This is a genomic window from Rathayibacter sp. VKM Ac-2929 (genome assembly GCF_022815495.1).
Taxonomy (GTDB): Bacteria; Actinomycetota; Actinomycetes; order Actinomycetales; family Microbacteriaceae; genus Rathayibacter; species Rathayibacter festucae.
The window spans coordinates 47,252-70,880 of record NZ_JALGRV010000008.1 but is presented as its reverse complement, the minus strand read 5'-3'; the positions used below and the strand labels follow the sequence as shown (position 1 = coordinate 70,880).

Genomic DNA, 23,629 nt, shown 5'->3' with positions numbered 1-23,629 from the left:
TCACTATGGCTGACGACGACGGAGGCGTGGAGGAGTCCATCAACTCGTCCGCGCGGATCGCGCTCACTATCGCGATCCAGCTCGGCGAGAAGCTGGCCCGCGCGTACCAGGAAGTGATGCGCGAAGCGCAGCAGCGCAGCGCCATCGAGGCGCGCGAGCTCGCGACCCGCTACGAGGGCGAACGAGCGTCCGCACGGCGGGCGGTGACCGTCGTGAACGATCCCCAGTGGTGGGATCAGGCGAGCGTGCGCGACGTCGCCCGCGTCGCGGAGACGGCGACCGCGTGGAAGGACGCGGACCCGCAGATCGCGTCCGCCAGTGCCTTGATCGCGTCGGAGGCGAAGGAGCGTTACGGCGTCGACGTCGTCACGCTGCAGGGCATCGCTCGCGACACCCCGACCGAGCTGGACCTCGCGAAGCAGTGGGCCATCGCGGCGGCGCCCGAGGGGTACCACCGGCACGACGAGGACCGTCTCAAAATGCCTGTCGGCGACACCCTTGAGCCCAACCCTTCGGCCGAGCGGGCGCTGGTCGAGGACTACCGTGCAGCGGTTGCAGGAGACATTCCCGCGATGCATCTGAGCCTCGCGGAGGAGTGGAAGCGCGCCAACGATCCGGTCGGCTACCAGGACTACCGCGTCGAGACGGCCATCGCCTTCGATGACGACGGACGGGTGCAGCCCGCGGACCCGGCCGTTGCCGAAGCCGCACGCGCGGCTCTCGTACAGGAATGGCGTATGGACCCGGCCGGCGGCCGCGCCGTCGACGCAACGGACGCCGAGCGGGCACAGAAACAGCGCGACGTCACCGAGGCTCGGGTGATGATCGCGGAGGCCGACCGCCTCGACCGCGCCAACGGCGCCTCCCAGAACACGTCCGCCGAGATCCCCGTCCACGGCGAGCGTCGCGCTGACGAGCTCGAGCAGCAAGCCGCTCAGTACGACCGCGATGCGGAGGTCGGCGGCACCCCCACGCAGAGCTCTGAGGAGCTACGCAGCCTCGCTGAGGACGCTCGTGCCCAGGTCGCGCTCTACCGGGACGACGGCGGCCAGCAGAGCATCCCTGACGGCGCTCCGGCACCCGCTCAGGATGGGCGCGCGGCCGCGGCACGCAACGAAGGAAAGCTCGCGTACGACAGTGCCGAGCGCCGAGCGCACACCGCAGCGTCGATGCAGGCTCAGAACGTCCCCGAGGAGCAGGTGAATGCGCGGATGACCGTTGACGCCTCCTTCGCGACTCCTGCGCGCGGCGCGGAGGCCACGAAGCGCACGCGCGTCCCCTCCACCCGAGGCGCTCGTGGCCAGGGTGCCCAGATTGAGCGATCCGAACCAGGTCGCTAACTGCGCATCAGCCAAGAAGGGCCCCGACAGTTCGCTGTCAGGGGCCCTTCTTCGTTGGTAGTTGCTTGCTCGTAGGCAGGGTTTCTCGACAGCACCTGCGCAAGTGACATGAGTAAATCTCCGGTCGTATGGCACTCGCGGGGGGCTGTCGCTGGGAGGGCTCACCAGTTAAGGGGTTTTTCCCAGCTTCATTTCTCCCACTCGCCCGCGCCTCACCCGTACCATGAGGAACACACCAGAACTACACGGGTGTAACACAACATATGGCCCCTGGTCGGCATTAGGGGCGCTACATGTTGTGGTTCAGAGTGCGGACCATCGGGAGCTCTTCCCCCGGCGAAATCATCGCCCGCATCTGAAAATGATCGTCCTCCCTACCCTCCGCGAGCGAGAGGGACGTGCGGGACTACTCACAGCCCCGCACGCCACATGCGACGAGATCGGGTCCAACCAACTCCCGCCGCACACCTGCTACTCGACGGCGTTCTACGCCAGCACCGTAAGGAGCAACAGATGTTCAATTCTCTGCCCGGGAAGAAATTCCTGGCAACCACCTTGGGCGGTGCAGGAGCAGTCGTCGCGCTGACGGCGACGCTCTTCGCCCCCTCTGCACAGGCTGCGGAGTGGACTGCCGAGATCCCAGTCGACATGACCAGTGTCTGCAAGGATCAGAACTTCGCGGGGGCGTACCCCGTGGAGCCGCTGAACCCGTATGGGTGGCAGTGCTACGACGCCGGCTTCCCTGGGGGCGTCAACCTCAAGGGGAGCCTTGACATACAGGGATGGTGTAACGCGCGCTTCCCCGGATCGGTCGCGACCGTCGACGGCCCGTACGCCTTCGACTCCTGGTTCTGCAACCTCAAGTATGACCCGTTCAACCCGCCGGCGTACCTGCCGCAGTGGGCGCGAGACGCCTTCTAAGGCGTCAACAGCAGATGTCCCCCGCGCGATTCGCGCGGGGGACATCTGTCTGCAGTACCCCTGAGGGCGTTCCTGCAGCGACAAACGAGCGACGTGCGGCCGTGGCCCGCTCCGAAGGGGAGCTCGCGTACGACAGCGCCGAGCGCCGGGCTCACATCGCGAACACGATGCAAGCCCAAGATGTCCCGCAGGAGCAGATCGGTGCGCGGATGAACGTGGACGCCTCGTTGCAACTCCCGCTTACGGAGCGGACCCCGCAGCGCGCACACGGGTCTCGTCGACGCGCGGCGGACACGGGCAAGGTCGCCAGATCGAACGATCCGAACTTGGTCGCTGACGCGCGAACAAGGAAGGGCTCGCGACATCACTTGGTGTCACGGGCCCTTCTCGGGAATTGCAGACGAGCTCGACCGCCGCGCCGAAGAGGACGAGCGTCACGCCTAACCAGGCCCCGCGCCGCGGCCTGTTGCCTAGGCCCTTCCAACAACGCAACCGCGCTTCGGCGGCGAAGCCCCCAGGTAGCTGCTTGAACCAACCCTGCAGACGGAAGAACCTTTCGCCGATGTACTCACACGACGGCACTCGACTCATACCCATGCTCGCTGCATCCGGGATGACTCACCTCTACGTTGTTCCACGTCATCGCATCTGGGATCGTCCTTGAACTTGGATGACCTTGTATAGTCTGGTCTCAGACGGAACATGAGTATCACTGACACGGAACACGGACGGGATCGAAGCTGTCATACTTGGGGCTATGACATCAGCATCCGCACGCAGCGTAACGACAGCTGCTCGGGGCCGGCTCAGGGCTGCCGGCCCGACAGGGCTCCCTGACCGGCAGCAGCTCATCTCAACCGTCCTCGACCAGTCGGGGCGTGGGGGTGTGCCGATCAGGCGGACCTTCCTTCAGCTCAACGACCCGGACGAGAGCGGCAACAGGGGGAGCGTGCTGGCGCAGATCGTGAGGAGCCGGGACGTTGCTGCCCTCGACGCCTACCTCGTCCTCCACGCGGCAGCTAGCAGCGAGCCCTGGCACGTGAGCTATGCCGCTGCTGTTTGGACAAGAATCCTCGGCTTTGACGTTAACGCCGAACCCGCTGCTGCGAGAACCCACTGGGCGAAGGTCGCAACGAAACTGGTCAGCCTGAAGCTCATCGCGCGACACAGGCAGGGCAATCGTCGGAGCTACCAGCTCCTCGATGAATCGGGAGACGGAACTCCGTACGAGCGCCCGAACTCGAAGGACGAGCCCTGGTTCTCCCTTCCGTACGCGTACTGGAGAGACGGCCACCACATCCAGCTCAGCCTCGCCGAGAAGGCCATGCTCCTGATCGTCATCGACCAACGTGCGGGCCACTCACTGCCCTACGAGCGCATGCCCTCCTGGTACGGCATCTCAGCCTCTACCGCGAAGCGCGGGTTCACGGGGCTCGCCGCCAAGGGGCTGATCTCGTCAGAGACCGACTGGCGCGTCGACCCCAAGTCACCGATCGGCTGGGCCGAGGTTCGTCGCTACACGCCGCAAGGGGCGTTCGCGGCAGATGCGCGGCGCGCCGCCATGCAGGTCCGACCGAAGAAGAGCAAGCCGGTCATGTTCCTGGACCAAGACGACGAGAACGCGGTTCCCGGCGTGTCGCCCTAGCGTCGAAGGTCCCTTCGAGCGCAACCTGAACTACATCGAACGTAGATTCGATGGAACGCCCCACGCATCAGCGCGAGGCCCCACCGGAGTCACTACCGACCTAGGAAATCGAGTGACCCATCACACAGAGAGACACAGCTGTGATCAGTCCCAGTGTTACACAAAATGCCCGACATCGACGCAATGTTCAACCGCCCGGGATTGCAGGGGAGACGTCGGAGATTGCCTCAGCCCTCCGGACGGTGAACCCTCGGATCCGGAAGCTCTACGGCCTGAGCGACACCGTCCTCCTCGTGCTCGAGGCCTCCGTCATCGTCCTCCGACGTCTACTCGATGACACGGATCAGCGATCGATCGAGGAGAAGCTCCGCGATCTTGAGTACGCCCTGCCCGACTTCAGCGAGGGCAGACTTGATGAGCTCACCGTCGCGGCGCAGGGGCTCGACGAGCAGAAGATCGCTCCATGGGTCGGCCGATTCAAGACCAGGAACGGCCAGTGGTTCCTCCGTCGGATGGTCGGCGCGGGCGCTTACGACAGGATCGATCACGCGCTGCGCTCGGAGGGGGCCCTGCTCGTCATCGCTCTGCGCCGAGCCTTCCGAGCATTGATCCCCATGGCAGTCGCCCTCGATGACGCGTCCGCGTTCCTGACTGCCAAGCAGCTCAAGAGCATCAACGGCATCACCACCCTCGAGCACACCGCGCTGAAGATGCTCCTGCAGCTCGATCAGCAGTTTGACCGTCTCCTCGATCTCGATCTGCCCCTCGATGACGTGCCGATCCGCGAGGACGAAGCGCGCACTTTCACCGCTGACATCACGTCGGTCGCCGAGCAGTTCCGAGTCCTCGTCACCGAAGGATCCGAGCAGCGGATCGAAGCGCTGAACGAGACGCTCGCGAGGAAGATCGCTGGTGCGCGCTACGCGCTTCATCACTCACCTGACGGCATCTCTCAGGCTGCGAACTCGCTCATCGAGTTCGTGGACCGACTCCTCCGAAACGCCTTCCCCGAGGACATCGTCCTCGCTTGGTTGCGCGCCAACTACGTCGACCTCGAAGGAACCACCTACAAGAAGGACGGGAAGACGGTGCCGACGAAAAAGGGACAAGCCCTCTGCTTCGTTCACCGCGGACTGGCCGTTGAGAATGAGTCGATTTTCCACCAGATGGCCGCCCTCGGCGTAGCCGAAGCTCGGAGCCGGCTGCAGGCCTTGAAGCATGCTGAAACAGGGAGCCCGGCGGAGATCGACGAGATGGAGAAGCTCCTTCATGCAGTGGAGGGATACTTCCTCTTCGCGATCCGAGCTGGCTGGATCGGGGCCAGCGACTCCGAGCTGGCAGACCTGCGAACCAGGCTCGAGGGCAAGCGCTGAGCCAAGGCGCCTCGTCACGAGGCGCTGTGATCGTTCGTAGGAGAAATGCGACTCGCCGGCGCAGGCTACGAGCGCGAGCTCGGCGAGCCGTTTCCTGTCGCAGACCTGCGAGAGGCGTGTCTGCGTCGGGCGCGCAACTGCCAGCAAGGTGACCGCCGCGGTGTCGGGGGAGGCCAGGACCACAAAGGTGGTTCCGGCACTTCCTCGATGGCTCAGCGAGTCGTCTGAGCTGAGGTGCGACGGCTGCGGCGGGAGCGAGCGATAGATCGCTGGGCGTCGCGTCGAGCCTCGTCGATGATCTCTTTGCGAACGGCCGCGTTGGTCAGGTCGCGCAGGCCATCCCGTCGGGGCTGTGACAGCTCCACTTTTCCCGGATCCGCGATCGTCATGGTTTCACTCTACGGCCGGATCCGGACCTGCAGAAGGATCCGCGGCGGTTCGGCCGGGAGTGCGGCGGCGATACTCGGCGAACACGACAGCAAGAATTCCGGCGATGAGACGTAGATCGTTCTCGTCCTCCTCGGTGAGCGTGTCCATGAGGGGTGCGTCGACGGTGACTAGTCCGAACGCCCCGGTGGGCGTGATGATCGGGGTGGTGATGAACGTGTTGTAGCCGTTTCCGGATCCCGCCCAATCGTCGGGCGCGTTTGCGATGTCATCGACGAACCGGGATCGCCCGGAGCGCAGAATCTGGAAGGCCTTGTCTCCCCGGATCGTGCCGGCGACGAACGGAGAGGGGGGCATACGGTGCCCGTTGGAGGCCTTGTCGACCGGTTCCATGAGGGTTTCGGCGGCGTTGACCTGGTAGACGACGGCGCGGACGCCGGGAATGTCGCCGTGCAGGAGGTATGCAATCGCGTCGACGGACTGCTTGACCAGTCGCTCGAAAGCACGCTCCCGCTCGGCTTTGCTCATGTCTGCCATCTCGGCCGCTGCGGACGCGATCTCCGCGAAGGCGTCAGCGACGATCGAGTGTCGCTCGGCCAGGTCCTCGAGCTCCGCGGTCGCGGATGCCTCCAGCGCCGCTGTGGCCGCGGCGGAATCGAGGTCACGCTGCACCGCCCGGGACTTCAGCCATCGGTCGCGGGCAACGGCGACGACCCCGGCGCTGACCAGCAAAGCGCCAGTCGGAATCAGTAGCCAGGCGTTGAAGCCGACCAGCGTCCCCAGAAGGGTGCTGGCGCCCGCAAGACCTCCTACAAGGTAGGGCGTGTACCGCTCTGTCGTCTCTCCAATCCGCATCACGGCGCCCGCAATGCGACGCTCGTGGCTGGAAGGAGAAGGACTGACGATCACCGCGCCAGCGTACTTGCGCGCACGACTACACCCCGCACCGCCCCTGAGGACTTCTTCGAGGTCGTGCCCTTCTGTGTGCGGGTCAGCGGCACTCGGCTCTCCTGTCAAGAATGCTTCGGCAGCACCTCCCCTGCCGTCCACGTTTCTCCGATAATCGAGACTATGTCAGTATGTGCTGCAGCTGCACTATCGCTGCGGTCCGTAGGGGCAGGGACCGAGAGACGGTGCTTCTTCGGGTGAGGCACCGTCTCGCGAGACCTCGGTGTCCGAGTCGTGTTCGGACAAGTCGATGGGGCGGTTTGGTTCGACCCTGCATAGTCGACGGCGCGCCGATGGCTCGCAGATTCGTCGTAGTAGCGGCCGCGGTGTCGATGGGTGAACCGTGGGCCGCGGCGTCGATGCGGGATGTGAGAGCGTGGTTCGCATGACCGCAGTGATTCCGAGTGAGTACCGGGCGACTCTGGATGAGCTGAAGCGGCATGTGCATGCTGCTCGGTTTCAGGCGCAGCGGAAGGTGAACACGGAGCTTCTTCGGCTGTGGTGGCAGATCGGGTCGACGATTCTCGAGCGTCAGCAGCGGGAGCCGTGGGGGAGCAGTGTCCTCGAGCGACTCGCTGAGGATCTTCGGGCGGAGTTCCCTTCGATGAAGGGGTTCTCCCGCGCGAACCTGTTCTACATGCGTCGCTTCGCGGCGGCATGGCCGGACGAGGACGCAATTGTCCAACGACCCGTTGGACAATTGCCGTGGGGTCACATCACCGAGCTGCTCGACAAGCTCGACGACCAAGAGTTGCGCGAGTGGTACGCCGCGAAGGACGTCGCTCATGGCTGGAGCCGACCGGTCCTCGGGCACCAGATCAAGACCCGGCTGCACGAGCGAGAAGCTACAGCACCGAGCAACTACGCCGGCACTCTCGCGCCGGTCGACTCTGAGCTTGCTCAGCAGATCACTCGTGACCCGTACGCGCTGGACTTCCTCGCGATCGACAGCGACGCCACGGAGCGTGAGCTGGAGGAGCGCATGGTCGTCCGCATCGCGGACACCCTCCGGGAGCTCGGGCCAGGGTTCGCGTTCGTCGGCCGGCAGGTGCATTTCGAGGTCGACGGCGACGACTTCTTCGTCGACCTCCTGTTCTTCCATGTCGACCAGCTCCGCTACGTCGTCGTCGAGCTGAAGACCACGAAGTTCGATCCGCGAGATGCGGGACAGCTCGGCTTCTACGTCGCCCTCGTTGACGACAAGCTGCGCGTCCTCGGCAAGCACGAACCGACAGTCGGGATCCTCGTCGTCACCGACAAGAACGACGCCGTCGTCCGTTACGCCCTGGCCTCCACCACGCAGCCCGTCGCTGTCAGCCGCTACGAACTCTCCGAGGAAGCCCAAGCAGCGCTGCCCGACGAGGCCTCCATCGTCGACGCGTTCACCAGGGATGTAGCCAGCTCTAAGCCTGAGTAGCAGGCTGAGGAGCGCAGAAGTCGTCCGGGCTGTGGGGCCGAGAGCTTCCACCCCGGCACATGCGGCTAGGAACAACCGCCGAGGTGCCGCTGACGATGACCTGATCGGCCCTTCCCGGCCAAGCGATTTATCTCCGATAATCGACGTTATGTCAGTTTGTTCGCACACACTCCGCTCAACGGGCTCCGAGGTGTGGTTGCACACGAGCCTCGGAACCCGCCGGAGTCCCGCCGGCTAGGCGCCGGGTGCGAGGCCGAGCTGCGTGAGGATGCCGAGCTCGTCGCTGCTTCCCCAGCGCTCGGCGAGCTTGCCGTCGACGAAGGTGCTGATCTGCATGCCGCGGATCTTCACGGACCTGCCCGTCGGCGCGTGGCCCTGGAACACACCGGTCTGCGTGCCGGTCAGTGTGTAGGCGAACGCGACGCTGTCGTCGTCCGCGACGAGCTTCTCGACCTCGAGTGCCATGTCGGGGAACGCGGTCCGCAGGTCGCCGAAGAACGCGGCGTATCCCTCCGGGCCGGGTGCCTGGCCGGGCGCCGGATCGTGATCGACCGAGTCGGGCGCGACGAGTGCGTCGAACGCGGCGAAGTCGCCGGCGTTGACCGCCTCGCCGAAGGCCTGCTGGGAGGCGATGTTCTGCTCGCGAGTCATGTGCTGTCACCTGTTCTGCACCGGTCCGGTGCCTCGAGGAGTGGTGCGGGTCGTCAGCGACGGTACCCAGGCCCGTCGAGGGCGGTACAGGGCTTGCGCGCTCCCCCGGGCGTCTCCCACCGACGCTACTAATAAATGATATCATGTCAGGTTTGCGAAGGCTGCAGCTCCGTTCCCGACCTGTCTGTAGCCGCGCGGCGTTGTCGTCATCGTCGCCGTAGGTCGCGCCGCTCTTGCGAAACAGCCGGTCCTCGACGGCGGGTTTCGTCGACAGCGTGCATCGGACTCGAGCGTCTCGAAGGACGAACCTGGTTCAGTCCGGTTCGTCAGACACGACTCGCAGTGGTGCCGGCTGGCGTTGTGGGCAGAGGGGCGTTCGCTTTTGCTTCGCCGGATTCTCGCGAGGATGGCGGTAGGAGCTCCGGCGTGTGTCACACTCCCGAAATGGGCGCAGTCTCCTGTGTCGGGAAGGCCACCATGGGCCGCTTGCACTACGACTCCTCCCTCGAGGCGGACTTCGATGACCGAGTCCTCGCCCACCTCCAGATCGTCATCGGCTCGAAACTGACCCGCAACGAGTCCTTCTACTTCTCCTGGAAGGACGCTCAGGGCATCGGAGACGGACGCACCAGCATCTGGATGCACCCTGCGATCCCGCTGCGGTTCAAGTACCACGGCGGCCGCCCGCCGGCGATCAACCCGAGCTGGATCCGTCAGCTCCTCGCCGACTCCTACACCGCCGCGGGCCTGCGCACCAGCGACGAACCGGATCAACCCCCCACCGCGACGACACGGCCTGAAAGCACAACGACCCCATGAGAAAGCTCTACTACTCCAGCGGATCCATGCTCGTCGCCGACGTCACCTGCAAGGCGGTCCTCCGCTACGCGCGAGCCCTCGCGGACGTCGGCAAATCGGACGTCGTCTCTGTTCCCGTCGTCGCCGACGGCGGCAGCAACGCCTACGCCCACCTGCTCATCGGGCCCGCCAGCCAGCTGTTCTCCACCCCCGTCGAGAACAGCCACGGCGACGAACCCGTCGATGAAGACGCCATCGCCCACATCGAACGAGAAACGCAGCGCATGCAGCCGGCCCGCCCCTCCTGGGATGACGAGATGACCGACATCACCGACGTCGACTTCCTGACCTACCCAGAACCCAGCTGACCTGCACCCGCGATCGCCGCCGCTTAGAAACGTCTACACCGGCGGCTGCGCGGGGCCGTGCCAGCATCCCATAATCGAGATTATGTCATCAGGTCGGAGGCGCGGTGGCGGTGGGCAGAGTGCGCCTGTGGAGTTGGTTAGCGAAGCTGACCCGCTCGCCTGATCTCATCTCAGCTCGACGAGCTACGTAAAGCGCCCGCTCGCCCCGCGTCCGGGATGTGGACAGAGCGTTGCCCGCTGGGTGTGGCCGGGTCGACGGGCCGGGCCGGACCGGGCAGCAGTTGGCGCCCGCCAGCGACCAGCCAGCTGCTACACGTTACATGAGCATTTATCCGATAATGTATCTTATGTCAGTTTATCGCGCGGTCGTCCGGAGGAGTGGTGCTCTGGTCGCTCCGATGCTGTCTTCCTCGACCGGGCGGTCCGCTTGCGAGCGGTACAGTCTTAGTCCCGTCCAGGCGGAGGCGACCGAGGAGAGAGCGATGGCGACGATCAAGGACGTCGCGGTGCGTGCAGGCGTCGCTCTCGGCACGGCGTCCCGGGTGCTGAACGGCAGCACGCAGACGTCACCCGAGTCCCGCGCGCGTGTCCTCGAGGCCGCCGCGGCCCTCGACTACGTGACACATGGGCCGGCGCGGGCGCTTAGAAGGTCCCGGACCGATGTGCTGGGTCTGCTCGTGTCGGACATTCGGAACCCCTTCTTCTCGGAGCTCGCCCATGCGGCGGAGCGGGAGGCGACGAAGCACGGGTACACCGTCCTGCTGGCGAACGCCAACGAGAACGCGGCCCAGGCCGAGGACTCGCTCCGAATCTTCGCCTCTCAGCGCGTGGACGGCCTGCTGCTCGCACCGCAGGGGCCGGTCACTCCGCGTTTGACCGCTCTGATCGGCTCCGGCTTGCCCGTCGTCCTGCTGAACCGCGCCCTCGACGGCGTCGACGTTCCCCTCTTCGCTACCGACAACACCCAGGGCGTGGCATTGATCCTCGACTGGCTGCAGCGGCGTGGCCACTCCGACGTGGCTTTCATCGGCGGGCCGACCGCGTTCTCGACCGGTGCCGAGCGCAGGAGTGCGTACCTGCGAGGTAGAGCAGCGCACGGCGTCTCAACAGACGACGCCCTCCTCGAAGAGGGCGACTTCCTCGCCGACGGAGCTGAAGCCGCGATGATGCGTATCTTGGCCAGGGGCGTGCGCCCCACCGCGGTCTTCGGCGTCAACGGACCGACCACGCTCGGGGCGATGCGCGGACTGCACCGCGCGCTCGGCCATGAGTACGCATCGCGAGTGGAGATGATCTCCTTCGGCGACCTGGACTGGTTCGAATACGCCTCCCCGCGCATCAGCGCGGTCAGCACCGGCGCCGAGCAGATCGGCCGCTGGGGGGCCGCGGGAGTCCTCGCGCTCATCGCGGGCGAGCCCGTTGTGTCGAGATTCTTCGAGCCCGAGCTCCTCGACCGCTCCGGCGCCTGATCCACCGGCGCTTGCGGAGTCACCTGTATCCGTGCAAAAGTGTCGTCGTATCCGTGGAATCGTTTCCATGGAAACGTTTCACGAAGGAGTGCACAGTGCGCGCAGGAGACACCGCTGAGGTCGTCGTCGTCGGCAGCATCAACGCGGACACGACGTACCGTCTGGCCGCTCTGCCGAGGCCCGGCGAGACGGCGATCGCGCGATCCGCCTCGGTCTCCGCCGGCGGCAAGGGAGCGAACCAGGCCATCGCTGCGGCAGCGGCGGGAGCGCGGACCCGCATGGTGGGACTGGTCGGCGCCGATGCAGACGCGGACGCCGCTCTCCGATCTCTCCGCGAGCGCGGAGTCGACACCGACGATGTCGGGCGCGTGGCGGGGGCGACGACCGGACGTGCGGTGATCGCGGTGGACGACGAGGGCGAGAACTCGATCCTCGTCCTCTCCGGCGCGAACGCGCTGGTCGAGGAGACCGCCGTGGTGGCCGGACTCTCCGCGCTCTCCGCCGGCGACGCGCTCGTCCTGCAGAACGAGGTCCCCGCTGGAGCGAATCACGCGGCCGCCCGCCGCGGCCGAGAGGTCGGCGCCACCGTCATCTGGAACGCCGCGCCCGCGCCGATTACGCTCGACGAGCTCGTCCTCGAGGCCGACGTCCTCGTCGTCAACGCCCACGAGCTGGACCGCATCGCCGCCCTACTCGACGTCGACCGCGACACTGCCTCCTTTCCCGATCCGCCTCTCGAGCTGCTCCGGCGGACTGCTGTCGCCCTCTCTCCGAGCGGCCGGCTGACCGGGGTGTGCACCCTCGGCTCGGACGGCGCCGTCTTCGTCGCGGCTGACGCCTCCGGCCGGGTGCGGGCGCCTCGCGTCCGCGCGGTCGACACGACCGCCGCCGGCGACACCGTCGTCGGCTACCTCGCGGCCTCGCAGACCGCTCCGCTCGAGGAGCGCCTGCTCCTGGCCGCTGCGGCTGGAGCCGTCACTGTCACGCGCGCCGGCGCGTCCTCCTCCATCCCCGCCCTCCGCGAGGTCGAGCAGCTGCTCGCCACCACCACCGAAAGGACCGACGCATGAGAGTCGCCGTAGGAGCCGACCACGCAGGCTTCCCCGTGAAAGCGCGGGTCATCGCCGCCATCGAGGCACTCGGCCACACCGTGATCGACCGTGGAACGGACAGCACGAGCCCGGTCGACTTCCCCGACATCACCCAGGCCACGTGCGCCCCGGTGCTCGACGGCAGCGCCGACCGCGCCGTGCTCGTCTGCGGCACCGGTGCCGGCGCGATCATGGCCGCCAACAAGATCCCGGGCATCCGCTGCGGACTCGCCAACGAGTCCTACTCCGCCCATCAAGCGGTCGAGCACGACGACGCCAACGTGATCGCCCTCGGTGCGTGGCTCGTTCCGCCCGCCTTCATCGACGAGATCGTCGCCTCGTTCCTCACGGCGACCTTCGACGACGACGAGGACACGCGTCGACGCGTGCGCAAGCTCAACGCCCTCGACGAGCTCCTCCCCTCCCCTTCCCCATCCGTCTGACTCCCACCGATCAAAGGAGATCCTCTGTGACCACCACTGACTCCAGCCCGCGCGTCTCCGTGCTCGGCTCGAAGGACCGCAACAAGACGGCCCTCGCCGCCGCCCTCGGCACGAGCGTCGAGAACTACGACTTCATCTCCTACGGCACCGCTTCAGCGCTCTACTTCAGCGCGGTGTTCTTCCCCGAGAGCGACCGCTTCATCGGCACGCTGCTCTCCTTCGCCACTCTCGCGGTCGGATTCCTGATGCGACCTCTCGGCGGAGCGGTCGGGGGCTATCTCGCCGACCGCTTCGGACGGAAGCCCGTGCTCGTCGGCGCGATGCTCGTGATGGGTGGCGCCACGTTCCTGATCGGCCTGCTCCCCACGTACGCGCAGATCGGCGTCCTCGCTCCCGTCCTCCTGGTAATAATCCGCATGATCCAGGGTCTCGCGTTCGGCGCCGAGTGGGGCGGTGCGATCACCATGGCCTACGAGCACGCGCCGTGGAACCGCCGCGGCATGTACGCCGCCATCCCCCAGGCCGGCAACCCGCTCGGCATCGCTCTGGCCAGCGGCATGTTCCTCGTCTGCGCCAATCTCGAGGGAGACCTCCGCTGGCGCATCCCCTTCCTGCTCAGCGCTGTCCTCGTCGTCGTCGCCCTGGTCGTCCGCTCGAAGCTCTCCGAGTCGCCCGAGTTCGAGGATGCGAAGGCCGACGGCCGGATCGAGAAGAATCCGTTCCTCACCACCCTCCGGCGGGACTGGCGGAGCATCCTGCGCGTCATCGCCCTGCGTATCGTCGAGTCCTTCGCCTACTACTCCACGGCGACCTATCTCCTGAACTACCTCACCGAGCGATACCCGGACATCCGGCCGACCGCCCTCGGCGCGATCACCGCAGCGAGCCTCGTCGCCATCTTCACGACCTTCCTCGCCGGCTCGTTGACGGACCGGGTCGGACGCCGTCCGGTCTACATCGTCGCCTGCGTCGTCGCCATCGCGTTCGCCTTCCCGATGTACCTGCTGACCAATGACGGCCAGCCCGCACTCGTCATCGCCGTCTTCGTCTTCGGGATCGGCTTCATTCACGCCTCCCTGACCGGCACCCAGGGATCGCTTCTGACAGAGCAGTTCGGCACCTCGACCCGAACCTCCGGCGCGTCTCTGGGCTACCAGATCGCTGCCGCGCTGGGCGGGTTCGCGCCGCTCCTCGCGGCTGTCCTCGTGGGCTGGCTCGGCTGGCCCGGTGCCTCGCTGCTCTACATGGTCGCGTCGGTGATCGGCCTCTTCGGCATCTTGATCACCCGCGAGACCTATGGCCGTGCCGAGCGGGCCCGTGTGGAAGCACTCGTCTCCGCAGAACGAGCATCTCTGCGCTGAGACGACCAGCGGGAGTCCTTCGCAGGTCACCTGCGAAGGACTCCCGCCGACTAGCTGGTGAGTGCGATGACGCTCGGCGGCTTCGCCTTCAGCTGACTCCTCCGTTGACCGTCAGCACGCCCGGGCTGCTCATCATCGGACAGTACCCACTCGCCGTCGGGCGTCCGTTCGCAACGTCGGTGGTTCCGGGGTGGCGCGTGAGCGCCCGGCCGGCGCCACCGTGCTCTGACCCCTACAAGCCTTCACAGCTCGCAGGGAGAGGCGGGACCTGTTCGGCTGATCAGTACGCCTCGTAGTCGTACTCCTGGAACGCGGCGACCTCACTCAGCCAGCGCTCGCTCACGAACGCGGCGTGGTCAGGATGCGCGTCGTATTCCGCGTAGGCCGAGCGATCCGCGAATACCATGGAGAACTGCCAGGCGAGAGGGCTCTTCGAGCTCACCTGCCGGTTCACGGTGAAGTCCTGCACCCCCGGGATTCCGGTCAGGATCCGTACGGCATCGGCGAGGAAGGCTGCTTCCTCGGTCGAACCAGGCGCGTGCGCGAGCCTGAAGACGACCGTGTGCTGGATGGTGGGCGGCATCGGGCCGTCGCCCCCCTGAATCGGCTGATTCCCGTTCATGCGGTGCGTCCGTCTGTGCTGAGGAAGCGGTAGCCCCCCTCGAAGGAAGCGAGGAGCTCCTGTGCGTGGTTGTGGTGGTCGACGGTGAGGCCGAAGGTCGCGGCGACCTCTGCGAGCGTGTCGAGGCGGTCGGCGATCTCCGCGACGCCGACCTGGTTCAGCCGGCGCTCGACCAGGACGTAGGGGTCGATGACGGTCGTCGGGCCGATCGTGGCCTGCTTTTCGAGCGATCCGTTCGGATGCTCGGAAAGCTCCGTCGCCGGCGTGGACAGCTGGAGGGAGGCGGTAGGAAGAGCCATGGAACAGATTCCTTGTCTGCAGTAGGTGGACGGGTGTCCGCGGGCGTCGATTCCGGTGCGAAGGGGCTGTTCAATGCTGAGAACCGGCGATGTCGGTCCATTCCCCGGTGCGTGCGGAGCGGAGGACGGCGTCGACGACCCGGACCGAGCGCAGACCGTCGCGGACGGTCGGGAGACCCTCCGGAGTGTCTCCTGCGACGGCGGCGTAGGCGTCGGTGATGAGCTGCGCGAACGCGTCGGTCCAGCCCTGGGAGTGGCCGGCGGCGATGAGGTTCATCCGGGCCTGGTCGGGAGAGACTCGGCCTTCGCCGCGGTGGAGGATCGTCGATCCGGAGGTGCCGCCGAACCAGGCGGACTCGGGGTGCTCCTGGTCGAAGACCGCGGAGCCGGCCGAGCCGTCGATCTCGAGCCAGAGCCGGTTCTTGCGTCCGGCCGAGACTTGCGAGATGACGGTGTTCGCCAGGATGCCGCTCGTGGTGCGGAACGTCGCGATGGCGATGTCCTCTGTGGTCACGTCGGCGAGGGTCGAGCCGCTGGACTCGCCGCCGAACGAGGCTCCCGATTCTGCCGGCCGGGAGGGGTAGGCGATGGACATCGACGCGCTCGTCGCGAGCAGCTCTTCGCCCGACACGAACGCGGCGAAGTCGGCCCAGTGCGAGCCGATGTCGGCGAAGGCGCGAGAAGGGCCGCCCTTCGCGGCGTCGACGCGCCACGACGAGGCTCGCGGGGAGGCGAGCCAGTCCTGCTGGTAGCTGCCGTGAACGAGGAGCAGGTCGCCGAGCTCACCGGCCAGTCGTCGCGCTCGGATCTCGCGGATCATCGGGTGGTAGCGGTAGACGAACGGCACGGCGGCGACGATCCCCGCCGCGTCGACGGCCTCGGCGAGCCGCTCCGCCTCACCCACCGACATCGCGATCGGCTTCTCTATGACGAGGTGGATCCCGGCGTCGGCGATCCGCACGCCGTAGGGGACGTGCGTGTCGTTCGGGGTACAGACGTGCACCACGTCGGGGCGGTCGGCGAGAACCTCTTCGAGGTCCTCGTATCCGCGCGGGACGCCCCACTCGGCGGCGACGGCCGCGGAGCGCTGCGGGGTCGAGCCGAGGACGCCGAGGACGTCGGCACTGGCGAGACGGGCGGCGCGCAGATGCGCGGCGCCGATCATGCCCGTGCCGACGATGACGATGCGAGGTGTGTGACTCATGTCCTTCTCTTGCGGATCAGTCGCGGGGGTAGTCGACGAAGGCGAATGCGGAGCCGTCCGGCGCCCAGCTGGGCACGTTGACGGTGCCCTGCCCGCCGTGCAGCGCGACGATCGTGGTCGGCTCGGTCCAGGCGCCGACCCGCACGAGGCGGAGCTCCACGGAGAGGTCGCCGGGGTGGCCCGTGGTTCCGGGCGGGTAGCTGAGGTAGGCGACGACGTCGCCGGTGGGGGCGATGTGCGGGAACCAGTTGACGCGCTCGTCGAAGGTCAGCTGCTCGAGGCCGCTGCCGTTCTCGCGGATCCTGGCGAGCTGCGCGTGGCCGGGGGTCTCGCTGAACTGCTCGGTGTTAAAGAGGATCCACTCGCCATCCGGGGTCCACTCGCAGCCGTCGGCCGGGCCGGGGTGCGTGGTGATGCGCCGGTCTCCGCCGCCGCTACTGGACATCGTGTGGATGCGCGCCGACGCCCACCAGTCGTCGCCCTCGGGCTCGAGACGGACGTAGGCGAGGCGGAGGCCGTCCGGCGTCACGCCGTGCAGGAAGTGCAGGGCGCCGTCGTCCTCGGTCAGCCGGGTCGGCTCGCCACCCGCGATCGGCACCGACCAGATGTGCCAGTCGTTCGCCGATGCGTAGACGACGTCGCCCGAGGGCGCGAGCACGTGGTCGTTGTTGACCGGTGGGAGCCCGGGTGCCTCGATCGCGACCGGCTCGTCGGAGCCGTCGGCCGGCAGCAGCCAGAGGCGTCCGTGCGCGTTGACGAGCAGGCGGCCGTCCGAGGTCCAGTTCGGGGCTTCGTACGGATGCGCGCGGGACTCGGCGACGGTGCGGACCTCTCCGGTGGCGCGTTCCCAGATGCGGATGCGGTCTCGCTGGCCGGGCTGCAGCTGCGGCAGCGGAGGACTCTCGATCACGACGCCTCCTCGGCGATCTGGGCGCGGATGCCCTCGACGATCAGGTCGTGGTCCTCCTGCGACGAGAGCCCGGAGGCCGTGGCGACGGCCACGACGCCCACGCCGCGCACGCGGAGGGGGACGGCCCCGGCGGTGATCGCGTAGCGGTGATCGAGCCAGGTCCCTCCCGGGGGGCGAGAAGCTCGCTGTCAGCGTGCTGCTGCACGCGCCCAGCTACCAGGACGACGTGCCCTTCGGCGTCCTGAAGCCCACGACGATGTAGGGCGGAGTGGGGCGCGAGACATCGGAACCGCGGCACGGCCAGGTCGCTCGGCTCTCGCAGTGGGACTTCGGATTGACCGTCGGCATCTGGCGCCTGCTCGACATCGCTCAGCAGACCGGGGTGCCGGTCGCGGTCGCGCTCGACGCTGCCGGTGTGCGGGAGATGCCGGGCCTGGCACGGCTCGCCGCCGAGCGCGCCCAGGAGATCGTCGTGCGCGGGCGGGCAGCGAACGACATTCTGGGAAGCGGTGTCGTGGACGAGCGCGGATACATCGCGGATGCGCGATTGGCCGTCGAGACGGCGACCGGCCGCTCCACGAGCGGCTGGTTCGGGCCGGAGCGCGGCCAGAGCCCGCAGACGACGACGCTGCTGCGCGAGGCGGGCTTCTCGTGGTTCGGCGACTGGCCCGTCGACGAGCGTCCCGTCGCGCTCTCGGGCGGTGCCGCCGGCCTCGTCGCGCTGCCGCATCCGCTGGAGACCGAGGACATGTTCTCGCTGTACACGCGCGGTCTGCCGTTCGCCGACTACGAGCGGGCGCTGGAGGACACCTTCGACCAGCTCATTCGAGACGCCGAGATCGTCGGTCCCCGCTACCTCGGACTGAGCTGGTTCGGCTGGGTGCTCGGACAGGCGTGCTTCGCCGACGTCGCCGAGCGGATACTCGCTCGCCTCGCCGCGCATCCCGATGTGCTGCTCGCGACCCCGAGCGAGATCGCCGCACTCACGTGACCCGCACCGACATCGAGGGGCCTCCCGCCGCGGCGACCCCTCGCGATTTACCGCGTCGTCTCGCCTGGGCACTGGGCTCCGGCACCGTGCTGCAGGGACTCAACTCGGCGATCATCGCTGTCGCGCTCGTCCCGATTGCGCTGCAGTTCGGCTCGGACGACTCCATCCCCTGGCTCGTCAGCGGCCTGTACATCGCCGCTGCCATCGGCGCCCCCGCGGGGGGCCGACTCGCCGACCTCTTCGGCCCGCGCCGGGTCTACCTCGCCGGCCTCGTCATCGTGCTCGCGGCCTCCGTCGCCGGCCCGTTCATGCCCTCCGTCGAGTGGCTGGTGATCGACCGTGTCGTCCTGGGTCTTGGCACGTCCATCCAGTTCCCCGCGGCGATGGCGATCATCCGGCGCCGAGCCGCCACCACCGGTCTCAACCCGGTCGGCGCGATCGGGATCACCGCCCTGTGCGGTCAGGCCACGGCGGCCCTCGGGCCGACTGTCGGCGGTCTCATCATCGCCGCGACGGGCTGGCAGGGGATCTTCTGGGTGAACCTGCCGATCATCCTGAACTCCGCGATCTGGGTGCTGCGCGGTGTCCCCGCCGACGAGCCGACGCCTCATAAGGGTTTCGTGCCGACGGTCCGTTCGCTCGACCCGCTCGGCGTCCTGCTCTTCGTCGCTACGCTCGTCGCACTCATGCTCGGCCTGCTCTCGCTCACCAGTGAACCCCTGTGGCCGGCTCTCGCCGCCGTCATCCCCCTCGTGGGCGCACTGATCTGGCGTGAGCTCCGCGCCGGATCGCCGTTCGTCGATCTGCGCCTGATGGGACGGCATCCGCAGATCGCGCTGACCTGCCTTCGCGCGATCGCGACCTTCACGTCGTTCTACTGCGTGTTCTACGGGCTCCCGCAGTGGCTCGAGTCAACACGCGGACTGGACCCCGCCGCGACAGGCCTGCTGATGCTGCCCGTCTTCGGGGTTGGCGTGCTCTCGACGCTGGTGGCGACCAGGCTCGGACGCCGGGTCGGACCGCGTGCGCTCCTAGCCGTGGGCACCACGGGCATGATCGCCGCCGGGGTCATCTTGCTGTTCTTCGTCGACGCCTCCAGCCCAGTCTCCCTGCTCGTGGGGGTCGCCGTGCTGCTCGGCATCCCGAACGGATTCAACAACCTCGGCAACCAGCTCATCCTGCACGCGGCCGCGCCGTCAACCGTTGCCGGATCGGCGAGCGGGCTCTACCGCACCGCTCAGTACGTCGGCGCTTGCACCTCGTCCGTCGTCGTCGCGCACTCCTTCGCGACGACGACCGCTGACGGCGGCATCGCCCTGCTCGGCGCCTGGATCGCCGGACTGGGAGCTGTGCTTCTCCTGCTCAATTCGATCGCGATGCTCGTCGGCCGTCACCGCATTAGGCATCGCTTACCCGATGATGCCGCCGGCAACGACGTACCGAAGCGTCGACCCTTCTCGTTCTCGCTTCGCCGTGGTCACGCTGTCCTCGACGTGCACGGCGACCTGATCCCCTCTAGGCGAAAGAGGGATGCGCGCTGAGCCGCGGTATCGCCTTCACAGCACTTAGTCGGGTCATCTGCTCGCCAGAGACGGAGCGTCTGTTCGAATGTTCGTCCAAGCGCTGCTTCTGGAGGAGCGAAGGACGGCGTCGACGATGCGGACTGATCGTAGGCCGTCATGCACAGTCGGTAGGCCTTCCGGGTTCTCTCCGCGGGTTTTCGCGTAAGCATCGGCGATGAGCTGTGCGAACGCGTCCGTCCACCCTTGGGAGTGCCCGGCGGCGATCAGGTTCATTCTGGCCTGGTCTGCCGACACCGTCCCCTCCCCCCGGTGAAGGACGGTCGAACCATCGGTGCCTCCGAACCATGCGGATTCAGGATGCTCCTGATCGAATACCGCAGATCCCTTCGATCCGTCGATCTCCAGCCAGAGACGGTTCTTGCGGCCGGCAGAGACCTGCGAGATGACAGTGTTGGCTAATATCCCTCTCTCCGTCCGAAATGTCGCAACCGCGACGTCTTCGGTGTGGACTTCGGCAAGGGGCGTTCCCGTCGGGGTGCCTCCGAAGGACTCGCCCGTTCCAGTCGGCCGCGATGGATAGGCGATCGCGAAGGAAGCTGTCGTGGCGGTGAGCTCTTCGCCCGAGACGAACGCAGCGAGGTCAGCCCAGTGAGAGCCGATGTCTGCGAACGCGCGGGACGGCCCGCCCTTCGCTGCATCCACCCGCCACGAGGAAGCCTGTGGCGACGCGAGCCAGTCCTGTTGGTAGCTGCCGTGCACCAGGAGCACGCTTCCGAGGTCGCCGGAGAGCCGGCGTGCTCGGATCTCTCGAATCATCGGGTGGTAGCGGTAGACGAACGGCACCGCGCCGACGACTCCTGCTTCCTCGACGGCGGCGACCAGCTGTTCGGCGTCTTCAACTGACGTTGCGATCGGCTTCTCGATGATCAGATGGATTCCCGCGCGAGCGATGCGCACTCCGTATGACACGTGGGTGTCGTTCGGAGTGCAGATGTGCACGATATCGGGTTGATCGGTGATGACCTGTTCGAGGTCGGAGTAGGCACGCGGGACGCCCCATTCGGCAGCAACGGCTGCTGAACGAGACGCGGTGGATCCGAGGACACCGATCACGTCGGCTCCTGCAGCCCGGGCCGCACGCAGATGCGCGGCGCCGATCATGCCGGTTCCGACGATGACGACACGCTGACGCTGAGACATGAGTTCTTCTGCTTCCAATTTGGTCGTGGAGCGGGAGGGTGGTGTGCTGGGAGGGACGAAGAATGTCGCGGCTGTGGCTGGGCACTCGGTTCCTCATCGGCCGAGCAGCCTCACCCGAAGGTGTTCTGTTCCGCCGGAGTGTCGTCCGTCCGACTCAGAAGTCGAGAGCAGTCGTGGACGGGTATGCGACGAAGGCGAAACGTCGGCCGTCCGGCGCCCAGCTGTTCGTATTGAGAGACCCTTGGCCGCCGAAGAGCGTGGTGACCGTGATCGGATCGCCGCCCCCCGCCGGGAGAATGCGCAATTGCACCTCTACATCAGCGGGATGACTGATGGTGCCCGATGCATAGCTGATGTAGATGAAGCGGGATCCATCGGGCGACAGGTGCGGGAACCAGTTCACGCGCTCGTCGAAGGTGAGCTGCTCGCGCCCTGTGCCGTTCAGCCGCATGCGGAAGATCTGGGAGTGCCCTTTCACCTCGGCAGCCTCTTCGGAGTTGTAGTACAACCAGGTTCCGTCCGGCGAGAACTCGGGCCCGTCGAAGTCGTTCACTCCCTCAGTGAGCTGCACGTCGGGCCCACCCGCCGCCGGGATCAGCGCGAGATTGCGGCGAGCACGCGGCTCGTCGCCTTCCGGCTCGACCGAGACGTAGGCGAGTGTGCTCTCATCCGGTGAGACGCCGTGGAGCCAGTAGCTGTACTGCTGCTCCGTCGGGTGCTCGTTCGAGACGCGTCGGGCGTCTCCTCCGTTGACGTCGACGCAGTAGAGGTGACCCTCGGCACTGAAGTAGACGCGTTCCCCGTCGGGCGAGAGGACATGATCGTTGTTCACCCCGCTGACCGCGCCGATCGGGATCTCCTGCAGCGGCCCCGATCCATCTGCTGGCAGGCGATACAGCCTGCCCTGCCCATTGACGACCAGCCATCGGCCGTCAGGCGTCCAGTTTGGCGACTCGATCATCCGGTCGAGCTCGAGCAAGACTTTCTCGGTGCCCTTGTCGAGATCGGCGATGATCAGCTGCGACACCTGACCGGTCTGCAGGTCGGTGCGGCCGGCATATCGGTTGGTCGAGAGCCCGGTCGAGGCCGTGGAGGAAGTCATTCTGAAACCCTTCTTCATGATGTCGTGAGTCATGCCCAGGCCTCGTGGTCCGAGACGAGTGGGCCCTCGGCGGCGGCGCGGCGAATTGCGAGCGCGACCGCGTGGTCCTGGCACGCTTCAGCGAGGGAGTAAGGCGGGGGCCCCTCTCCGCGTACCCACTCCCCTGCATCGGCGACGAGGTCGGCCACGGCCAGCTCGTCGTCCGAGAATCTTCCGCCCTCGAAGCGGTTGCGGTGCAGGACCCGGCCGTCGAACGCAACGGTGGTCGCGTCGGCGCCCTCGAGGTTGAGGCCGCGGCCGGAGATGCCTCTTTCGAGGCGGGAGATCACGGGAGCGGTCGGCCCGATCATCCTGACCACGACGTTGTCGTGGATCTCACCGAGTGACCCACGGACCGTCAGCCTGTCGGGCCGCAGCGGGTTCCACCACTGGTTATCCGTGAAGTCGTACAGCCCGCGCGTGCCGTTCTCGAAGACGAGGCTCGCGAGCGTGTGCACCACGGGTCTCGGCTCGGCGGCGCCCGTCCAGCCGGCCGCGTCCAGAGGATCGAGCAGAGGAACAACCATGCTCTGGGCGGTCACCTGCACGGGTCCCCGACCAGCGCCGAGCAGCCCTCTTATCAGTGCGACGGCGTGGTACTCATGTGTCGAGCTGACGTGGACGAAGCTCGGCTCGCCGATCGTCCCCTCGGCCACCAGTGCTCCGATCGTGGCGGTGAGCGGGTAGCGCGGGTACTGCTCCGCGACGGCGACCAGGCCACTCGTACCGACGTCCCGCCACAGTGCTCGGAGACTGTCGAGATCGGGGGCGGGTGGCGTCTCTGCCAGGACCGGCACTCCGCGCGCGACCAGCTCGCGGATGAAGGCTGGCGTGACCTCCCAGGGCACCGACACGACGACGAACTCCGGCCGCGTCGCGAGCAGGGCGTCGAGATCGGAGACGACGGCGATGTCTCGACCTGCCGAGTTGCCGACCTCCTCGGGGCGCCGGGCGAGTAGTGCCGTCACCTCGAACAGGTCCGGTCGCGCTCGGGCGAGATCGAGGTACACGGTCGAGCGCCAGCCTGCTCCGATGACGGCGAAGCGGGCCCGGTGAGGGGCCGGAACGCCGTTTGTCCGGTTCGCAGCGGTCTGCCGCGACGGCCTGCTCGGCGTCACGCGGCGGGCACAGTCGTCACGCGACACCGGCGAATCCCGGGGAGTACCAGTCCCCCGCGGGCACCTCGATGACGTGCAGGAGCAGATCGTGGCGGGGAATCCCGATCGCCTCCAGCTCGTCGGCGATCGCGACTAAGCCGTCGTGCTTCCCTGCGGAGGAGGCGTAGCCGACGCCGGCGAGGATCTCGATGAAGACGATGTCCTCGCGGGGAGGCTCGGGGTGAGCCCGACCGAAGACGAGTTCACCGGGCTCGTGGAGGCGGAAGGTCTGGAAGAGGTCGGTTGCGGGCATGTCGAAGCCCCGTACCATTCCGGCGAGGATCGCCGCACTTAGTTCGGGGAGTCGGTCACGATAGCCGCTGTGCAGGTCGATGCGGGCGTGGGGCATGTCTGTTCTCCTTCGGAGAGG

At 67.1% G+C, this 23,629-nt stretch carries 24 protein-coding genes and 1 pseudogene; 13 read left to right on the top strand and 12 right to left on the bottom strand.

Annotation, left to right across the window (positions count from 1 at the left end):
• Nucleotides 1-5 precede the first annotated feature (5 nt).
• From MT355_RS20155 to MT355_RS20140, 4 genes are all read left to right on the top strand, one after another.
• The gene (locus MT355_RS20155; protein ID WP_243600899.1) at nucleotides 6-1,340 is read left to right on the top strand and encodes a hypothetical protein; all 1,335 of its coding nucleotides are present in this window, start codon (nucleotides 6-8) and stop codon (nucleotides 1,338-1,340) included.
• 513 nt (nucleotides 1,341-1,853) lie between these two features.
• Nucleotides 1,854-2,261, top strand: a complete 408-nt coding sequence (locus MT355_RS20150; RefSeq protein ID WP_243600898.1) for a hypothetical protein — start codon at nucleotides 1,854-1,856, stop codon at nucleotides 2,259-2,261.
• Between the two features lie 757 nt (nucleotides 2,262-3,018).
• Nucleotides 3,019-3,906: a hypothetical protein gene (locus tag MT355_RS20145; protein WP_243600897.1), complete on the top strand. Its 888-nt coding sequence runs from the start codon at nucleotides 3,019-3,021 to the stop codon at nucleotides 3,904-3,906.
• A 242-nt stretch (nucleotides 3,907-4,148) separates the two neighbouring features.
• Nucleotides 4,149-5,279 (top strand): hypothetical protein, encoded by a 1,131-nt coding sequence (locus MT355_RS20140; RefSeq protein ID WP_243600896.1) that lies wholly within the window; start codon nucleotides 4,149-4,151, stop codon nucleotides 5,277-5,279.
• 212 nt (nucleotides 5,280-5,491) lie between these two features.
• Here the strand turns inward: MT355_RS20140 and MT355_RS20135 are convergent, their stop codons facing one another.
• Nucleotides 5,492-5,668, bottom strand: coding sequence for a hypothetical protein (locus MT355_RS20135; RefSeq protein ID WP_243600895.1), 177 nt, complete (start codon nucleotides 5,666-5,668; stop codon nucleotides 5,492-5,494).
• 4 nt (nucleotides 5,669-5,672) lie between these two features.
• Nucleotides 5,673-6,575 (bottom strand): hypothetical protein, encoded by a 903-nt coding sequence (locus MT355_RS20130; RefSeq protein WP_243600894.1) that lies wholly within the window; start codon nucleotides 6,573-6,575, stop codon nucleotides 5,673-5,675.
• A 424-nt stretch (nucleotides 6,576-6,999) separates the two neighbouring features.
• Here MT355_RS20130 and MT355_RS20125 point away from each other — a divergent pair, with 424 nt between their 5' ends.
• Nucleotides 7,000-8,031, top strand: a complete 1,032-nt coding sequence (locus MT355_RS20125) for a YhcG family protein (protein WP_243600893.1) — start codon at nucleotides 7,000-7,002, stop codon at nucleotides 8,029-8,031.
• Between the two features lie 234 nt (nucleotides 8,032-8,265).
• On the opposite strand, the gene MT355_RS20120 is transcribed toward MT355_RS20125, so the two are convergent.
• Nucleotides 8,266-8,682, bottom strand: coding sequence for an ester cyclase (locus MT355_RS20120; RefSeq protein ID WP_243600892.1), 417 nt, complete (start codon nucleotides 8,680-8,682; stop codon nucleotides 8,266-8,268).
• 444 nt (nucleotides 8,683-9,126) lie between these two features.
• Here MT355_RS20120 and MT355_RS20115 point away from each other — a divergent pair, with 444 nt between their 5' ends.
• The 6 genes from MT355_RS20115 to MT355_RS20090 all read left to right on the top strand — a co-directional run bounded on the left by MT355_RS20115 (nucleotide 9,127) and on the right by MT355_RS20090 (nucleotide 14,212).
• A complete protein-coding gene (locus MT355_RS20115; RefSeq protein ID WP_308197445.1) occupies nucleotides 9,127-9,501 on the top strand; it encodes an ATP-dependent DNA ligase in 375 nt (124 codons plus the stop codon).
• Nucleotides 9,498-9,848, top strand: a complete 351-nt coding sequence (locus MT355_RS20110; RefSeq protein WP_243600891.1) for a hypothetical protein — start codon at nucleotides 9,498-9,500, stop codon at nucleotides 9,846-9,848. The genes MT355_RS20115 and MT355_RS20110 overlap by 4 nt, the downstream gene beginning before the upstream one ends.
• 482 nt (nucleotides 9,849-10,330) lie before the next feature.
• Nucleotides 10,331-11,317: a LacI family DNA-binding transcriptional regulator gene (locus MT355_RS20105; RefSeq protein WP_207905691.1), complete on the top strand. Its 987-nt coding sequence runs from the start codon at nucleotides 10,331-10,333 to the stop codon at nucleotides 11,315-11,317.
• Nucleotides 11,318-11,412: 95 nt separating this feature from the next.
• Nucleotides 11,413-12,387, top strand: a complete 975-nt coding sequence (locus tag MT355_RS20100; RefSeq protein WP_243600890.1) for a ribokinase — start codon at nucleotides 11,413-11,415, stop codon at nucleotides 12,385-12,387.
• A complete protein-coding gene (locus MT355_RS20095; RefSeq protein WP_132438186.1) occupies nucleotides 12,384-12,851 on the top strand; it encodes an RpiB/LacA/LacB family sugar-phosphate isomerase in 468 nt (155 codons plus the stop codon). The genes MT355_RS20100 and MT355_RS20095 overlap by 4 nt, the downstream gene beginning before the upstream one ends.
• A 26-nt stretch (nucleotides 12,852-12,877) precedes the next feature.
• Nucleotides 12,878-14,212 (top strand): MFS transporter, encoded by a 1,335-nt coding sequence (locus MT355_RS20090; RefSeq protein WP_132438185.1) that lies wholly within the window; start codon nucleotides 12,878-12,880, stop codon nucleotides 14,210-14,212.
• 280 nt (nucleotides 14,213-14,492) lie between these two features.
• On the opposite strand, the gene MT355_RS20085 is transcribed toward MT355_RS20090, so the two are convergent.
• From MT355_RS20085 to MT355_RS20065, 5 genes and pseudogenes are all read right to left on the bottom strand, one after another.
• Entirely contained in the window at nucleotides 14,493-14,834 is a 342-nt protein-coding gene (locus MT355_RS20085; RefSeq protein WP_243600889.1) for a Dabb family protein, read from the bottom strand.
• Nucleotides 14,831-15,133, bottom strand: coding sequence for a hypothetical protein (locus MT355_RS20080; RefSeq protein ID WP_132438184.1), 303 nt, complete (start codon nucleotides 15,131-15,133; stop codon nucleotides 14,831-14,833). Before MT355_RS20080 ends, MT355_RS20085 begins: the two co-directional genes overlap by 4 nt.
• Before the next feature lie 70 nt (nucleotides 15,134-15,203).
• Nucleotides 15,204-16,337, bottom strand: coding sequence for a Gfo/Idh/MocA family protein (locus MT355_RS20075; protein ID WP_243600888.1), 1,134 nt, complete (start codon nucleotides 16,335-16,337; stop codon nucleotides 15,204-15,206).
• Between the two features lie 16 nt (nucleotides 16,338-16,353).
• Nucleotides 16,354-17,247 (bottom strand): PD40 domain-containing protein, encoded by an 894-nt coding sequence (locus tag MT355_RS20070; protein ID WP_132438182.1) that lies wholly within the window; start codon nucleotides 17,245-17,247, stop codon nucleotides 16,354-16,356.
• A pseudogene (locus MT355_RS20065) lies at nucleotides 17,244-17,390 on the bottom strand (heme-binding protein); the annotation flags it as partial. The pseudogene MT355_RS20065 and the gene MT355_RS20070, both read right to left, overlap by 4 nt.
• 191 nt (nucleotides 17,391-17,581) lie before the next feature.
• Between MT355_RS20065 and MT355_RS20060 the strand changes: the two are divergent.
• Both MT355_RS20060 and MT355_RS20055 read left to right on the top strand, forming a co-directional pair.
• Entirely contained in the window at nucleotides 17,582-18,238 is a 657-nt protein-coding gene (locus MT355_RS20060) for a hypothetical protein (RefSeq protein ID WP_243600886.1), read from the top strand.
• Nucleotides 18,142-19,779 (top strand): MFS transporter, encoded by a 1,638-nt coding sequence (locus MT355_RS20055; RefSeq protein WP_308197444.1) that lies wholly within the window; start codon nucleotides 18,142-18,144, stop codon nucleotides 19,777-19,779. The genes MT355_RS20060 and MT355_RS20055 overlap by 97 nt, the downstream gene beginning before the upstream one ends.
• 33 nt (nucleotides 19,780-19,812) lie before the next feature.
• Here MT355_RS20055 and MT355_RS20050 read toward each other — a convergent pair whose 3' ends face one another.
• The 4 genes from MT355_RS20050 to MT355_RS20035 all read right to left on the bottom strand — a co-directional run bounded on the left by MT355_RS20050 (nucleotide 19,813) and on the right by MT355_RS20035 (nucleotide 23,608).
• Nucleotides 19,813-20,961, bottom strand: a complete 1,149-nt coding sequence (locus MT355_RS20050; RefSeq protein WP_132438179.1) for a Gfo/Idh/MocA family protein — start codon at nucleotides 20,959-20,961, stop codon at nucleotides 19,813-19,815.
• A gap of 154 nt (nucleotides 20,962-21,115) precedes the next feature.
• A complete protein-coding gene (locus MT355_RS20045; protein WP_207901853.1) occupies nucleotides 21,116-22,096 on the bottom strand; it encodes a PD40 domain-containing protein in 981 nt (326 codons plus the stop codon).
• On the bottom strand, nucleotides 22,093-23,136 hold the full coding sequence (locus MT355_RS20040) for a Gfo/Idh/MocA family oxidoreductase (RefSeq protein WP_308197446.1): 1,044 nt from the start codon (nucleotides 23,134-23,136) through the stop codon (nucleotides 22,093-22,095). Before MT355_RS20040 ends, MT355_RS20045 begins: the two co-directional genes overlap by 4 nt.
• Nucleotides 23,137-23,236: 100 nt before the next feature.
• Nucleotides 23,237-23,608 carry a tautomerase family protein gene (locus tag MT355_RS20035; RefSeq protein ID WP_132438177.1) on the bottom strand — a complete coding sequence of 124 codons (372 nt, stop codon included), beginning with the start codon at nucleotides 23,606-23,608 and terminating at the stop codon, nucleotides 23,237-23,239.
• Between the last annotated feature and the right edge of the window lie 21 nt (nucleotides 23,609-23,629).

What these genes read in the sequence shown, in the direction of transcription:
- MT355_RS20155 (WP_243600899.1), top strand. Translation starts at nt 6, where the DNA reads ATGGCTGACGACGACGGAGGCGTGGAGGAGTCCATCAACTCGTCCGCG.
- MT355_RS20150 (WP_243600898.1), top strand. Translation starts at nt 1,854, where the DNA reads ATGTTCAATTCTCTGCCCGGGAAGAAATTCCTGGCAACCACCTTGGGC.
- MT355_RS20145 (WP_243600897.1), top strand. Translation starts at nt 3,019, where the DNA reads ATGACATCAGCATCCGCACGCAGCGTAACGACAGCTGCTCGGGGCCGG.
- MT355_RS20135 (WP_243600895.1), bottom strand. Translation starts at nt 5,668, where the DNA reads ATGACGATCGCGGATCCGGGAAAAGTGGAGCTGTCACAGCCCCGACGG.
- MT355_RS20125 (WP_243600893.1), top strand. Translation starts at nt 7,000, where the DNA reads ATGACCGCAGTGATTCCGAGTGAGTACCGGGCGACTCTGGATGAGCTG.
- MT355_RS20120 (WP_243600892.1), bottom strand. Translation starts at nt 8,682, where the DNA reads ATGACTCGCGAGCAGAACATCGCCTCCCAGCAGGCCTTCGGCGAGGCG.
- MT355_RS20115 (WP_308197445.1), top strand. Translation starts at nt 9,127, where the DNA reads ATGGGCGCAGTCTCCTGTGTCGGGAAGGCCACCATGGGCCGCTTGCAC.
- MT355_RS20110 (WP_243600891.1), top strand. Translation starts at nt 9,498, where the DNA reads ATGAGAAAGCTCTACTACTCCAGCGGATCCATGCTCGTCGCCGACGTC.
- MT355_RS20105 (WP_207905691.1), top strand. Translation starts at nt 10,331, where the DNA reads ATGGCGACGATCAAGGACGTCGCGGTGCGTGCAGGCGTCGCTCTCGGC.
- MT355_RS20095 (WP_132438186.1), top strand. Translation starts at nt 12,384, where the DNA reads ATGAGAGTCGCCGTAGGAGCCGACCACGCAGGCTTCCCCGTGAAAGCG.
- MT355_RS20085 (WP_243600889.1), bottom strand. Translation starts at nt 14,834, where the DNA reads ATGAACGGGAATCAGCCGATTCAGGGGGGCGACGGCCCGATGCCGCCC.
- MT355_RS20080 (WP_132438184.1), bottom strand. Translation starts at nt 15,133, where the DNA reads ATGGCTCTTCCTACCGCCTCCCTCCAGCTGTCCACGCCGGCGACGGAG.
- MT355_RS20075 (WP_243600888.1), bottom strand. Translation starts at nt 16,337, where the DNA reads ATGAGTCACACACCTCGCATCGTCATCGTCGGCACGGGCATGATCGGC.
- MT355_RS20050 (WP_132438179.1), bottom strand. Translation starts at nt 20,961, where the DNA reads ATGTCTCAGCGTCAGCGTGTCGTCATCGTCGGAACCGGCATGATCGGC.
- MT355_RS20045 (WP_207901853.1), bottom strand. Translation starts at nt 22,096, where the DNA reads ATGACTCACGACATCATGAAGAAGGGTTTCAGAATGACTTCCTCCACG.
- MT355_RS20035 (WP_132438177.1), bottom strand. Translation starts at nt 23,608, where the DNA reads ATGCCCCACGCCCGCATCGACCTGCACAGCGGCTATCGTGACCGACTC.